Below are 14107 nucleotides of genomic sequence, written 5' to 3'. Positions count from 1 at the left end.
TTTTATCTTATTCCACATCAGAAAACAGTTTCTGAATATAGTCATAACTTTGCTTGAGTCTTTCCTGATATTGAGGATCATCCCACTTCTCCCATGTGTATGTTGCAACAGGAGATACGAAAGAAACTTCATTTGAAGATTGATTTTGAAAAACGGTAACCAGATCAATTCCTTCTATTTCAATGGAGGCTTCGATTCCTTCCGACCACATATCACCAATGAATTCTAATTGACTTGGATCTCTTGCATTAAGCATCATCCAAGGAATTCTTATTTCAATGATTTTATCTTCGTAATAATAATCAGATAAAGAATCATAAGCTTCGTGATCTGGGTCACCTATGCCATATTTCAATTCCCCTGTTTCTACATATTCGAAGGGGAGTTCTTCTCCTGTGTCAGGACGAACTAATCCCTTATTTAAAGCAAGGCGTAACGGGTGAAAGCTTTCTTCTTTTTGGTTCATTTCTTCTTCCGTTGATTCAAACATATCGAGACGTTCGGTATAATCATAGTAGAACGAATCATAATCACCAGCCGCTTCTAGCTTTCCATCCATTCCGTTTAGCGTTAATCGGAAGTCGGATAGGAAGTCGATTTCATCAGAAATTTCCACTCCCCCATTGGAACGAATACTAAAATGAGTTTCCAACGAATGGTCTTTAAAAATTTCTTCAACTGCATCTTCTAGTTCGAATTTTAAATAAAGATAACGTTCATCGTGATCAGCGGTAAAAGTCCTTACCATATCCCTTGAGTTAGAATACAATTCATCACCAGAATCCCAATCGTCTTGGCCGTTTAATTTTACTTTCAAACGGTCAAAACTCATTAAGCCAAAGTGTTGTTCATTTGTTTGAGCATTGGACCAAAAAGGCCTTCGATCTGGATTATCATAATCCATTGTGTTCCATGTTCGTTTAAACCATTCATCTTGCCAGGTGAAAATCAATCCACCGAGCATATCTTGTTCTAGAATATCCTCATATAAACGACTCACAATTTGACCTTGCTGCGCTTCTGAAATAAATCCTTGATTCCAACCAAATGGATTTTTGTGTGTAATGCCTCTTGATGCAGGAATCCCAAACTCGGCTATCAAAATCGGAATATCGTGTATTGATTTAAGATCTTCAAGATATCCTGCATAATTATTTCTTTCTCCTCGGTGGTCAATATGCTCCGTATACTTTTCTTCCAAGTTTAAGAAATCTGGATAATATGGATATACGTGATAGGAAGCAAACATTCCAATTTCGGAAGCTTCTTCTTTCGTGTGGATATGGTTAGGATCCACCGTTGCAAGGTCTTCTTGTTCTAATGGTTCAGCAGGTTGGTCGATATTATCTGTGGTTACCCAATTTGTGAAGCTTAATGGCCGCATCGACTGGTAGTTTTCTACTTCATAATCCATCAGATAGTCGAATTGCTCAGCTAACCAATATTCCATTGGGTTTGCATTGTCTGTGTACATATACTTACCGTCGAAATCGCCTAGATCAGCATACGCTTCCGACATATGTTCTACCATAAATGGGTACCATTCTATCCCAATAATCCAACCAATAACATAGGGGGATATGTCTGCATGGTAGTGCCCAGAAGCATGCCCAGGCTGAGGATCGATCGTAGCATCCCCGTGCATTGCTTGAACAATATTTCTCATTTCTTTTTGAAAGGTTTCCGTACTTTCAGGTTGAAAAGCATCGAGAGTTTCCTCTAAAGGTTCCTCATCAATCCAGACACCATGGAAGACATAGATTGGATTGTCTGCTGACTGGTTATATTCTAGTAAAGCTTCATAAAATGCTGGAGGATGTAAGGTGTAAACGCGAATTGCATTAGCATTCATCTGTCCGATTTGTTGAAACCATCGTTCATATTCCTCTTTTGAAATCGCAGCCTGTCCCGGAAATGCGCCAGGTTTGCCCATCCCTAAATTAACACCTTTAATAGTTAGATCTTTCCATTCCCCGTTTTGATAAACCTCAAAATGTTCTCCTGCAATTCTTGATGGATACTTGTTGTCATTTAATTGGGCTTGATTGTTCGTCTCTGTTGTACTCACCTCATCCACATCCATTTGAGTCTCACTGGCTTTTGCCAAAATATTTTCCATCATCGGTCTATAGGTCTTCCAGAAAAAGCTAGTCTGGGGATTGATAAATTCAAAGGACAGAAGCGAGCGAATGGTATCTAAACCTGCATATTGGTACACAGTAGGAATGTTTTCAAGGTCTACAAAATCTCCTGCAAAATAGTAAATGTTAGAATCCTGTTTTTGGTGATGCAATACTGCCGGAAACTCATGTGGAAGATTGTTTTCTTTAAGCAAATCGTCTCCTTCATCTGTCACATTAAGAGAAAAAGTAGCCATCGTTTGCTCCTCATGTTCCGGTTCCACAATATCAAACCAATATTGATAAGCCGTTGAATCTTTCACACCCAATAATTCTTCTCCTGCACTGGTGAACTCCATATGAAGTTTAGAATCGTTTAAGCCTCCTTTTTCTTGAGATAATACGATGACATCCTCGGTAGCATCATCCACAAGAATATACCCTTCCCCTTGGTAATCCCAGCTTTGTTGATTGCTTTCATATCGTTCGACAATCCAAGCAGGTACCTCTGACTCAGATGGATGTAATTCTTGAAAGTATCTTCCGGTCCACCCCGTCCAATCCAATTGTAGGAAGTCGGTTACTTGCTCTCGGACATTTTCGTGAGTTGGAGAGGCAAAGGAATTGAATTCCATCACAAGGTCAGTAGGAGTAGAGTTGATTCTATTTTCAATCGTCTGCCATTCCTCTTCTTGTAATCCTCCGTAAATTAACTCGTTCTGATCGTCCGAAGAATCTTCCCATGCTAAATCAGACGCACTAACCCCATAAGTGTCAGCAATATAAATTAAATCGGTATCGGTTATTTCGTTAGGTAGTGATCGGGTGCTATAGGCTTCTGCTTCCTCGTCCGGAAAAAATCCGTAATAATCATTATTCATTTCGTACCGTTCTTTATCAGATGGGGTGTATTTACTGTGATTCAACAACCAATATAATCCTTGGTGTTCGCGGTAAGATTCATCTGGTACCGTTTTATTTAAAACTAAAACGTCTAGTTGTTCATCACTTTGCATGAACCAAATAATAAATGGAGTAGATAATAAAAAAATTCCGATTATTAAAGCTATAATAAATGCTTTCATACGACCCCTACCTTACTTATGTACTAGTAATTTCAGTTTAACATAATAGAAAATAAAGGAATCTATAATTGTGAAAATTGCTTTAACTTTTCATTTGAAGTAGGAATAGATAGAATGGGGATTATTAAGATGATGAGGGGGACGTCTGATGATTAGGGAAGCAAATCAAGAAGATGCGCAATCGATAGCAAAAGTTCATGTGGACAGCTGGAAAACTACATACAAAGACATACTACCTTCTACCTTCTTAGAAAAACTATCCTATGAACACCGTGAAAAGATTTGGACCGCAAATATTGCTGATCCCAACAATCATATTTTTGTATATGAAAAGGGTGGGGAAGTAGTCGGGTTTGTCTGCGGAGGTAAGAGAGATGAGAACCAAGTAGAAGGTGCAGGAGACCTCACTGCGATTTATCTATTACAAAACGTTCAAGGAGAAGGGATAGGAAAGCAATTAACCAAAACATTGTTTGGGAGGTTGAGGGACCTAAACTATACAAAAGCCTTTGTGGAAGTGCTTGATGATAATCAGTCCAAACAGTTTTACGAAAAACTCGGAGCAGAACTCTATGAGGAAAAAGAAATTAACATCGCGGGTACAGAACAACGCCTATTGATTTATCTATGGAACGATTTAAATCGTTTGATGAAGGAGCACTAAAAATGAGCTATGTACTAAAAGGACGATTAAAAGAACAGTTTGATAAGTTCGAGCAAAGCTATTATTTGTTGAAGAAATATGAAGGAGACGCTTTGAAAAGTGATTTAGAACGAGCGGGATTTATCCATTTCTTTGAGATGACAGTAGAACATGCATTTACCGTGATCGAAGAAATTGCCGAGGAAGAAATAGGTGAAAAATATAACCGAAGAGAGGCAGTTAAATACCTCCACAATCGCCCCTTTATACAGAACGTTCGCACCTGGTTGAAAATGGATAACCGACGTAACCTCGTCTATTTTTTATATACGGAAAAAGTGTCAAAAGAAGTTGTAGCAGATATCAAAGAATCCTATATTCAAGAATTGGATTATTTCCACGGGGAGTTAGATTAGAGGGTGACAATTAGCGAGGGTCCCCGCGAAGGATATCAGCTGTAATCGGAAAATATCAACGGTCGTGGGGATATATCAACCGACATCGGAAAATATCAGCACTCACGAAGAGATATCAGCGCTCGCGAGAATATATCAGCGTCCGCGAGAATATATCAGCGTTCCAGCGGAGATATCAGCGCCCACGAGGATATATCAGTGTCCACAAGAATATATCAGCGCCCGTGAAAATATATCAACCGACCTCGAAATATATCAACGGTCAAGAAGATATATCAACCGATCTCGGAAAATATCAGCGGTCGTGAGGATATATCAACCGACCTCGGAATATATCAGCGGTCGCGAAGATATATCAACCGATCTCGAAATATATCAGCGCCCGTGAAAATATATCAACCTACAGAAAAAAGCCGTAACAGCTGATCAAAAGCTGTTACGGCTTTTCTTATGATTCTAACAACGTACAACTTACTTTTACATCCAATGTTTGGCCGCCACCACGATAAACGCCTTGCACGGGACTTACGTCATTGTAATCTCTACCTGTTCCTACGCGGATATGGTTTTCGAGTGCTTCTACATTATTGGTCGGATCTAGTCCACACCAGCCAATACCGGGAACCATTACTTCTACCCACGCGTGTGTTGCTGCATCCCCTACAAGGGCAGAGTCTTCCCCAACATATAAGTACCCACTGACATATCTAGCAGGGATGAGATTAGCACGTAGTATGCCAATCATGACGTGGGCAAAGTCTTGGCACACGCCCCCGTGAAGGTCGATTCCCTCTTGAGCGAACGTATTTACATGTGTGGCCTCTGTATCATATGCGTAGTTTGTATACACATAATTCATCACATTTAAAGCGAACTCCACGGGGTTCGAATTATCACCTACTATATTTACAACCTTGTCTACTTGTTCCTGTTCCAAGTAGGTGTAGGATGTTTGGTTTAAATAGGCAAGGTAATGGTCGCGAAATAGCTTAGAATGATAAATATTACGCATTTCTGGCGAATATTCGACTCTATGAATAAAGGGGCTTCGCTGGATACTGACAACGGAACTAGTTTTCACTTCCAACTTATCGTGCATTTCCGGTATGAAAAAGGTTTCCACTGTATTTCCCCACAAGTCGACATATTCTTTGATTACAGACTCAGGAGATATGTCCGTGCGATAAGTGAGTAGTCGCTGGCATTCGTCCGTTTTAGGCTTTAATCGTATATGGTTCATGCTTTGGTCGACGTTGTTTTCGTAGTGGAATTTGTTGATATGTTCTATTTGGTACTTCATGTTGGTCTTCCTTCCCTAGGACTGATTTTGATAAGACTCAGATAATGATGGGTCTACTAAATAATATGTTTTAGAGAAAATTTCGCCAATCTGATTACAATGTCCTTGGAACTTCTGTAAGAAATCGAACAGCTCTAACATTGTGGCATCATGTGTAGAAATGCTGGCTAAATCATCCGTAGCTTTTTCTAAAATGGTAAATAATGCTTCCGAATAAATGGATACCTGACCGTCTTCCATTGTAGATATTTCATCTTGTACATGTTCAATACAATATAAAATTGATCTTGGAAAAGAATTATCCACTATTAAAAATTCTAAAACGTCTGCGCTTTTGATGGAAGGTGGATATTTCTTTAAAAACGCTTCGTGTCCGTTGACGAACTGTAATATTCGTAAGCATTCGTAATAAAACTTTTCTGTCGGTTGCACGTGGTCTTCCATCATCTTTTCGCACATCATGGTGAGGATTCGAGATGTTTTCTCTGCTCTTTCTAACCATTTCCCGATTTGAATGAACGCATAACTATCATCCCTAGTTAAAGAGGACTCAATAATTCCTTGAGTCGTGAAGGATGTTTGTATGATTTGCTTCAGAAGTTGATCTACATCTTTATAATTCCATTGTTTATCATCTACTTGCTTGCTCGCCCAATAACAGTCATTTAATGTTTCGAATAATTCAGAAGGGATGATTTCTCTTGTTGATTTGGCGTTTTCCCGAGCTACTTCAATTGATTTAAGTAAAGCATTTGGATTTTCTAATTGAAAAGCCAAGTACTGAATGACTGTATCGGGATTTTGTGTATAGTCAGTAGCGACATAATCGTCAAATGAGGAGCAGATATCAATGATTTCTCCCCAATCTCTATTTGCGATTACTTCAGAGTCATCCGCTTCCAAAACATTTATTAAACGTGTAGAGATAATTCTCGAGTTATTTTCTGCACGCTCAATATTTTTGGCCATCCAATATAGTGAGTCTGCAACACGGCTTAACATCCTATTCGCCTCCTTCTTTTATTACCCATGTATCTTTTCCACCGCCACCTTGGCTGGAATTTACAACAAGCGATCCTTCTTTTAGCGCTACTCGAGACAAGCCACCAGGAAGCACTTTCGTTTTCTCCCCACTCATTACAAAAACTCTTAGGTCAATATGACAAGGGTAGAATTTGTTATTTTGAAACGCAGGCATACGGGACAGTTTAATCGTCGGTTGGGCGATGTATTGATGTGGTTCTTCTATAATTTTCTTTCTAAAACTTTCAATCTCATGTTCAGAAGCATGCGGTCCGATCAACATGTCATACCCACCAGAAGCACCTACATTTTTGACAACTAACTTCTCGAGATTTTCTAAGACATAGTTGCGTGACTGTTCTTCTTCTAGTAAATACGTTTCTACATTTTTCAAAATAGGCTCTTCATCCAAATAATATTTGATGATTGCTGGTACATATGCATAAATGGCTTTATCATCTGCCACACCATTTCCTATCCCGTTTAAAATAGCGACATTTTTCTTGTGATATGCTTTCAGAAGTCCGTTTACACCTAGCATAGATTCAGGCTTAAACGCTTCTGGGTCTAGATAATCATCATCAATTCTCCGGTAAATAATATCTACACGTTGTAATCCGTGAATCGTTTTCATATATACAACGTCATCTCGTACGAGTAAATCTCTTCCTTCAACCAATTCGATTCCCATTTGTTGTGCTAAAAATACATGGTCATAGTAGGCGGAATTGTACTGGCCTGGTGTGAGTAATACCATGGTTGGATTGTGTGGAGACTCTGAATGGTCAGGTACATGGCTCTTTAAACTATCATGTAATAACGACATTTGATGTTCTAACGTACGAATTTGATGTTGATTAAAAAATTCAGGGAAAACACGTCTCATGACAAATCGATTTTGATAAACGTAAGAGAGGCCAGAGGGGTTTCGCAAATTATCTTCTAGTACACGGTATTCCCCGTGTTCATCCTTAATCAGATCAATCCCTGCTAAGAAAATATGGTTATCTAAAGGAATCTTGATCCCAGCTGCCTGTTGTTGGTAGTAGTAAGGGTTATTTTCTATTAAATCTCTTGGCACGATCCCGTCATCTAAGATGTGCTGGTCGTGATAGACATCTTCTAGAAATAAATTTAACGCTTTTACTCGTTGAACCATGCCTTTTTCGACACGTGACCATTCATCTGTAGGAATAATTACTGGTAGAAAATCAAATGGCATGGTTCTTTCCGTACTTTGTTCTCCACTATAAACGGTAAATGTGATGCCTTGTCTTAAGAAGCTAAGTTGTGCGACTTCATGTTTTTCGTATAGTTCATGGTTTGAAAAGTTAGCTAAAATATTGTAAAAAGATTTGTAATGGTTTTTAGGCTTTTCCGTGCTTTCAAGCATTTCATCGTAAAATTTACTAGGATCATAATTTTTAAACACAACTTTTTCCTCGCTTTCTTTGGATGTATTAAAAGGAAATTCAACTAATATAGATACTTTTAATCATACCATAAATGTTTAAAAATTTTGAAAATTATTGTCGTAAAAAGACGAATTTCTAACTGTTTAGAAACCCGTCTTTCCGTCTTACATTTTAATTGTAATGTTTTTTAATGTTTGCTTGATCACCCAGCCTGTAAATAAGATGATCAGAATTGAAACAGCGATGGAGACTATCCACGGGACAGATGCCCAACTAAATGATAAGGCAAACAAAGTCACTTGCGTCCCCCACATGAAGTCATCAATAAATAATAATCCAATTGCTAATGCAATATACCAAAAACCTCTTCTCGGGGAATGATAGAAACCAGAAGCAATCAACCAACCGAGGAGATAATAAAGTAAAACACTAATCGTATATATGAAGAATAAAACAAGCCAATTTGCGTTCACCCCGAGTAGGGAGTCGGTATGCACATCAATCGACAACCCTGTGAGCCAAACTAATAAATACTCACTTCCGGCGAATACCATGGATATGAATGCTAAAGCTAAGGATAATGCGATAGCCGCCAGTGCACCACCTTTTATATATTCCATACGGGTAATACCGTGTTGTACAGCATAAGTTAAGAATACAAATAAAGCTACTATTCCAACGATTAACATATAAATCTTAGCTGATTGGTGGGAAAAGTTTAAGAACCCACCTAATGTGGATCCACCTTCATCAAAGATTAATATAATGCCAAGGTGAATGATTCTCAAAGTGAATATGATAGCAAGGAACCAGACAGACCATTTTAGCTGTTCCTTGAACAAATCAATAAATACCATACGATCACGACTCATGCTCTTTTTCCCCCTCCTTAGTCAGGTGAGTGAATAATTCTTGTAAATTTACTTTACCAGTCTTCAATCCTTGTTCTTTTGCTAATGTACGTTCATCATACGTTAATCTTTCAAATATAATTGCCGTTTTAGAGCCAGCGAGCTGTTTTTCATGAATTATTCTACGGTCTTGAATAAACGCATCTACGGTTTCTGTAGCACCCGTGACAGAAGTTCCTTTAATAAGTAAGTTATCGTAAGACTCTTGAAGTAATATTTCACCTTGGTGAAGAATGATCACTTCATCAAACAAATGGTCCGTTTCAGATACTAAGTGTGTAGAAACAATGATAATTCTCGGATGATTTGCCTGGTCTTCTAAAAGTTCTTCATAAAAAATTTCTCGAGTAGGTGCGTCCATCCCTAAATAAGATTCATCGAAAATGGTAAGAGGCGTTCGACTAGCTAAACCGATGATAACATTGAAAGTGGACTGCATCCCTTTCGAAAGTTTATTTAAAGGCTGATCTACAGGAAGACTGAATTTCTTAATTAGATAATCTGCATAATCAGGGTCATAGTAGGGGCGATAGCGCTCTTCGAATTTCAAGAACTGCTCAACCTTCGTGGATTCTTCTCGGTAATCCTTATCATAAATGAGAGAAATATGTTGCATGGCATTTGGGTTTTCAAAAATGTTCTCGTCATTCATCTTAATTAAGCCGCCAGACTTTGGTTGAAAAGAAGCCATTAACGACAAAAGCGAAGTTTTTCCTGCACCATTTCTTCCTAACAGTCCATAAATTTTACCTGTTTCAAACTCTAAGTTGATATTTTTAATCGAAAAGTCATTTTCATATTTTAAGCTTACGTTTTGCAGTGTTAATATATCGCTCATTTGGCATCACTCCTCTGTGTATGTTTAATTAAGTCTATTAGTTCCGCTTCAGTGAATTCTAAGTGATTTGCCTCTTGAACCATTGGTGTGATGTAATCGTCAACAAATGCTCGTTTTCGTTTGTTAATTAGGTTTGATTTTGCTCCTTTGTTTACAAAGGTACCAATGCCACGCTTTTTATACAAAATACCTTCATCAACTAATTGATTGATTCCTTTTGCTGCAGTTACATGATTAATGTTATAAAAATTTACTAATTGATTTGTCGATGGGGCCTGTTCTTCTTCAAGTAATTGATTGTTAACGATTTGATCCTCAATACGATCTCTTATTTGAATGAAAATCGGACGGTCATTATCAAATGTATGATTCAATTTTCTTCACCACCTCAACCATCTATTGTGCTACGGTCATATACTCATATATATAACTGTATCTTCGGAGGGGAGCGAAGTCAATAAAGAAGCCTTTTACTTGCAATGAAATATAAAGATGTTTATATCTTGAAGTAATAAAATCGAAACTATTGCGAATACATAATGGATACGAAATAATAGAATAATCAATAGGAGGGATCTAATGGCATTTGTAATTACAAGTCCGTGTCAGTCGGAAAAGGCAGGAGAGTGTGTCGAAGTCTGTCCAGTCGATTGCATCGAAGAAGGAAAAGACCAATTTTATATAGATCCCGACGTCTGTATAAACTGTGGTGCATGTGTTTCGGTTTGTCCTGTAGAAGCAATTGTGGAAGATTTTGAGCTGATGCCTGGAGAAGATCGATACTTACAAGAAGCGGAAGAATTTTTTAAGAAAAAATAAGAGAACGGAGCGATGATGATGACGGAGCCATCTGTAGAATATTTATGGAATGATTTTGTGAAGCATACGAAAGTCTCTCAACGTCCGGAGTTAAAAGAAGTATTCGCATTTGGTGCCGGCGAAGAAATGGCAGATGAATTACTAGAGCTTGTTTTACAAGGAAAAAAACGAGCGACGGCATCTGCCTACTGGGAATATGAACATTTCGACGAACCATTACCTAAAGTAGGAGACTATTCAATCGTTACGGATGCAGAAGGTGTGGCAGGATGTATCATTCAAACAATTTCTGTTTCCATTCGTCCTTTTAACCAAGTAACGGAATCCTTCGCAGCAAGAGAAGGAGAAGGGGACGGAAGCTTGAAGTATTGGCGTGAAGCCCATCAAGAGTTTTGGGAGAAAGCATTAAAAGAAATTGATCGGTCCTTTGAAGAAACAATGCCGGTAGTATGCGAAGAGTTTCAAGTTGTGCATACAGCAAAAGAGCCCACCTAATATTAGGGGGCTCTTTAAAATATGATAACGTATTATAGCATTGTAATAATCCAACTGATAACAACAATCGCACCAATAACCATTAAAATTGTACGAAGCATATTTAACACCATCCTTTTGAACTGTTGGTATTTAAATTCCCCTATTTTTATAAAACGTAAACATTTTATAAATTTTTATATATAAAAATGAGTATGAAGTACTGCTACATAAAGGATTTATCCCCTGAAATATGGTATAATAGAGAAAGAGTATTAGGTTTGAGAAAGGTGGATTATATGACTGCTGAGTTGCAAAAGTATTTTAGGTCCGCAAAAGCATCCGTAGAGATGGAGGGCTTTGAAGTTACAGAACAAATGGAGAAATTGATTATGAAAAGACAATCAGGAGCCATTTCGAATGAAGAATTTAGAAATAAAGCTTTGCGCATGGCAGGTATATAAAAATGACTGATTATCAATCATCTTCGTTGTATCCTAATTCGGATGTGTTGGTAAATTATTTTGACTTAAAGGAACAGGAAAAACTCGATTTAGTGGAAGGTATATTAACGACGAATCGATTAATGGAATTAGAGCATCACCCTTTAGAAGGTGAATTTGATTTAACACATTTAAAAGCGATACATTTTCATATTTTTCAAGATATTTACCCTTTCGTAGGAAAGATTCGCACCGAAAACTTGGCGAAAGGTTCATTCTCCTTTGCAGCTGCACCATTTATCATCCCCGCAGCAACTCAAATATTTAATCAATTAAAAGAAGAATGCTATTTAAGCAATTTACCCCTAGATACGTTTTGTGAACGAGCTGCTTTTTTCATGGCCGAACTAAACGCACTCCACCCTTTTCGAGAAGGGAACGGAAGGACAATCAGAGAGTTTATCCGCTTACTTGCCTTATACGCCGGATGGAAAATCGACTGGAATTGCTTCAATGGCGACGAAATGCTCGAAGTCATGATCAAATCACCAACCGATTACGAGCCCTTGTCAAAATTATTACATGAAGGATTACAATAAGTAAGGAAAAAATCTGCCATAGAACTGTATTCTATGGCAGATTTTTTATACAATTAAAAGTTACTATGGAGGACATAAGAGATTTCTGGATATAAAGTGAGTTTTCTGGATAAAGATTACTTTTTATGGATATATATGAGAGGGTTCTGGATATCCTGCTCATATTTCTGGATATAAAAAAATTCTCGTGGATAAACAAGGAGAATTCTGGATATCGAGCGGCTTTTCTGGATAAAGATCCATTTTTCTTGTTATGACTGGATTGCGCTCTCGAATCAAAGTGTCCAATCAGGATTCAGCCCGCTTCGACCCCTAATCCATATGCGCAAAAGGTAAGGTTGTATCGACTTCTCCGTAAATATATTTACTCGAGATAGATTCTCCGGCTAACCATTTTTTAAAGTCAAACACTCTAGGCGTTTGATCGCCGCCGATTGCGAACCAAACTTGAAGTTCTTGAGGGAAATAGGCTGATGTATGAATGGTTCCAGCCCAACCCTTGTATTTTTTAGAGAATACTCCTCCGTCTGTGTCGTTCAGCATTCGGAAAGCTTCCTCTCCGCTAATGCCTGTATATCGATTATTCTCAATTGTTTCCATACGCTTATGGGAGTCTCCAAGATGGTTTCTATTTTCAGCTGTTAAAATTTCATAGTGGTTTGTGCATACAGTGGCTTCTCGAGCAGCTACTCCCCTTGGACCGGCTTCAATGACATATCTTTTTCCTGTAGTGTCCATCACCATATAACTGAATGCGTTTCTATGTGGTATTTCTTTCAACAAATCAATCGCTTCTTCCACAGATGAACAGGAATTTAAGATCATTCTTCCAATCATATAGCATACAAATCCACTTTCAGGACTTTTCCTGTGGGTGAAGTTGTATGCCATTGCTAATCCTTTTTCATTCATACCGTCCATTCGTCCAGTGATACGAGAGCTTGGTCCGATCGATGCGAAACCTGCATCCGTAGGCTGAAATAAACTGAAACGCCCCTCATATGTTTGTGGCTGATAATCATAATTTCGAATCATGAATGTAGGTTCCATCATGACTGAACAACCACTGCGGTCAATTTCGACACGGTAGCCGCCGTAGTCTTTTAAAACTTCCTCTAAAGGCTGCTGTAGTCCTTCACTTAATCCAAGAATTTCATCCCACATTGCGGGTACAAATTGTTTGAATTGCTTTTCAGCTTCTTTCACATCGATCTGAAAGCGAGGACGTCTTATTTTCCAATGTTTTTTTCGGTTATACGTAGTTAATGACTTCTTTAACTGCTCTCCGTTATATTTACCAAAGTCAAAATGAGTGCCCTTAAATGTAAGGATTTCGCTATGTACTTGTTTCATAATTGTACCGCCTTTAAGTATATAAATTGCCCACGCAAATGGTGGGCTCAAGTTCGTTACTTCCATTCCTTCTTATACTTTTTCTGGTATTTTTCGTCGGTCTCTAGCTCCATTAATGCTTCTGCACGTTCTTTAATTTCTTCATCTTCCACTTCATTGTACAAGTTTCGTAAACCTACTATTAAATCATATCGAATTAAAGTATGGTTTTTTTCCCCTTCGCAGTCTTTGAATCGTTGTTCTGTATGATTAAGTACTAATTGTTGATGCTCTTTACTTTCAATGCCGACTTTCCACAAGGCTTGTATGGTATGCCTAGCAGTAACGAATTTTTCATCCTTCGTTACTTCCATTAATTTTGGGAAATCATTAAAAATTAGTTGGTCAGGATCACTTTTTGCTAGTTGAACGATTAATTGAGTTGCAATAGCCCGGCGATGATTGTTTTTATGTTTAAAATCGGCGACTAAATCATCCCATACTTCATAAGCCCAATTAACCGGATTTTCCGTCACTTCGTGTAAGTATAAGTAAGCTTGATAACGCAAGTCAGCGTCGTTCGATTGAAGGTTATCAAAAGATTGTTGAATGTCTTTGTCCATACAAATCACTCCTTTACAGTATTTTAACTTAGTGTTGTGAAACTTCCCAGTTCAAACCATTTCTAA

General features: G+C 38.1%; 15 protein-coding genes. 6 read left to right on the top strand and 9 right to left on the bottom strand.

Annotated features, from left to right (window positions below):
• Positions 1-7: 7 nt before the first annotated feature.
• Positions 8-3205 carry a hypothetical protein gene (locus tag G532_RS0104210; RefSeq protein ID WP_027963678.1) on the bottom strand — a complete coding sequence of 1066 codons (3198 nt, stop codon included), beginning with the start codon at positions 3203-3205 and terminating at the stop codon, positions 8-10.
• A gap of 148 nt (positions 3206-3353) precedes the next feature.
• Here G532_RS0104210 and G532_RS0104205 point away from each other — a divergent pair, with 148 nt between their 5' ends.
• Together G532_RS0104205 and G532_RS0104200 are read left to right on the top strand one after the other, a co-directional pair.
• Positions 3354-3869, top strand: coding sequence for a GNAT family N-acetyltransferase (locus tag G532_RS0104205; RefSeq protein WP_245570108.1), 516 nt, complete (start codon positions 3354-3356; stop codon positions 3867-3869).
• A gap of 2 nt (positions 3870-3871) precedes the next feature.
• Positions 3872-4264 carry a nucleotidyltransferase substrate binding protein gene (locus G532_RS0104200; protein WP_027963676.1) on the top strand — a complete coding sequence of 131 codons (393 nt, stop codon included), beginning with the start codon at positions 3872-3874 and terminating at the stop codon, positions 4262-4264.
• Positions 4265-4712: 448 nt separating this feature from the next.
• Here G532_RS0104200 and G532_RS0104195 read toward each other — a convergent pair whose 3' ends face one another.
• The 6 genes from G532_RS0104195 to G532_RS0104170 all read right to left on the bottom strand — a co-directional run bounded on the left by G532_RS0104195 (position 4713) and on the right by G532_RS0104170 (position 10125).
• Positions 4713-5564 (bottom strand): transglutaminase family protein, encoded by an 852-nt coding sequence (locus tag G532_RS0104195; RefSeq protein WP_027963675.1) that lies wholly within the window; start codon positions 5562-5564, stop codon positions 4713-4715.
• Between the two features lie 15 nt (positions 5565-5579).
• Positions 5580-6566, bottom strand: a complete 987-nt coding sequence (locus G532_RS0104190) for an alpha-E domain-containing protein (RefSeq protein ID WP_027963674.1) — start codon at positions 6564-6566, stop codon at positions 5580-5582.
• A gap of 1 nt (position 6567) precedes the next feature.
• Positions 6568-8019 carry a circularly permuted type 2 ATP-grasp protein gene (locus tag G532_RS0104185; protein ID WP_027963673.1) on the bottom strand — a complete coding sequence of 484 codons (1452 nt, stop codon included), beginning with the start codon at positions 8017-8019 and terminating at the stop codon, positions 6568-6570.
• A gap of 147 nt (positions 8020-8166) precedes the next feature.
• A complete protein-coding gene (locus tag G532_RS0104180) occupies positions 8167-8874 on the bottom strand; it encodes a hypothetical protein (RefSeq protein WP_027963672.1) in 708 nt (235 codons plus the stop codon).
• A complete protein-coding gene (locus G532_RS0104175) occupies positions 8864-9751 on the bottom strand; it encodes an ATP-binding cassette domain-containing protein (protein WP_027963671.1) in 888 nt (295 codons plus the stop codon). The genes G532_RS0104180 and G532_RS0104175 overlap by 11 nt, the downstream gene beginning before the upstream one ends.
• Positions 9748-10125, bottom strand: coding sequence for a GntR family transcriptional regulator (locus tag G532_RS0104170; protein ID WP_027963670.1), 378 nt, complete (start codon positions 10123-10125; stop codon positions 9748-9750). Before G532_RS0104170 ends, G532_RS0104175 begins: the two co-directional genes overlap by 4 nt.
• 205 nt (positions 10126-10330) lie before the next feature.
• Here G532_RS0104170 and G532_RS0104165 point away from each other — a divergent pair, with 205 nt between their 5' ends.
• The 4 genes from G532_RS0104165 to G532_RS0104150 all read left to right on the top strand — a co-directional run bounded on the left by G532_RS0104165 (position 10331) and on the right by G532_RS0104150 (position 12086).
• The gene (locus G532_RS0104165) at positions 10331-10570 is read left to right on the top strand and encodes a DUF362 domain-containing protein (RefSeq protein ID WP_027963669.1); all 240 of its coding nucleotides are present in this window, start codon (positions 10331-10333) and stop codon (positions 10568-10570) included.
• 12 nt (positions 10571-10582) lie between these two features.
• Positions 10583-11065, top strand: coding sequence for an ASCH domain-containing protein (locus G532_RS0104160; RefSeq protein ID WP_156882532.1), 483 nt, complete (start codon positions 10583-10585; stop codon positions 11063-11065).
• A gap of 278 nt (positions 11066-11343) precedes the next feature.
• On the top strand, positions 11344-11508 hold the full coding sequence (locus G532_RS15995) for an antitoxin VbhA family protein (RefSeq protein WP_156882531.1): 165 nt from the start codon (positions 11344-11346) through the stop codon (positions 11506-11508).
• 2 nt (positions 11509-11510) lie between these two features.
• Entirely contained in the window at positions 11511-12086 is a 576-nt protein-coding gene (locus G532_RS0104150; protein ID WP_027963666.1) for a Fic/DOC family protein, read from the top strand.
• A 312-nt stretch (positions 12087-12398) separates the two neighbouring features.
• Here the strand turns inward: G532_RS0104150 and G532_RS0104145 are convergent, their stop codons facing one another.
• Together G532_RS0104145 and G532_RS0104140 are read right to left on the bottom strand one after the other, a co-directional pair.
• Positions 12399-13439, bottom strand: a complete 1041-nt coding sequence (locus tag G532_RS0104145; RefSeq protein ID WP_027963665.1) for a C45 family autoproteolytic acyltransferase/hydrolase — start codon at positions 13437-13439, stop codon at positions 12399-12401.
• Positions 13440-13495: 56 nt separating this feature from the next.
• Positions 13496-14041 carry a hypothetical protein gene (locus G532_RS0104140; RefSeq protein ID WP_027963664.1) on the bottom strand — a complete coding sequence of 182 codons (546 nt, stop codon included), beginning with the start codon at positions 14039-14041 and terminating at the stop codon, positions 13496-13498.
• Positions 14042-14107 lie beyond the last annotated feature (66 nt).

Source organism: Halalkalibacillus halophilus DSM 18494, assembly GCF_000423105.1.
GTDB classification, from domain to species: Bacteria; Bacillota; Bacilli; order Bacillales; family Alkalibacillaceae; genus Halalkalibacillus; species Halalkalibacillus halophilus.
This window is presented reverse-complemented; position numbering and strand designations above follow the sequence as displayed.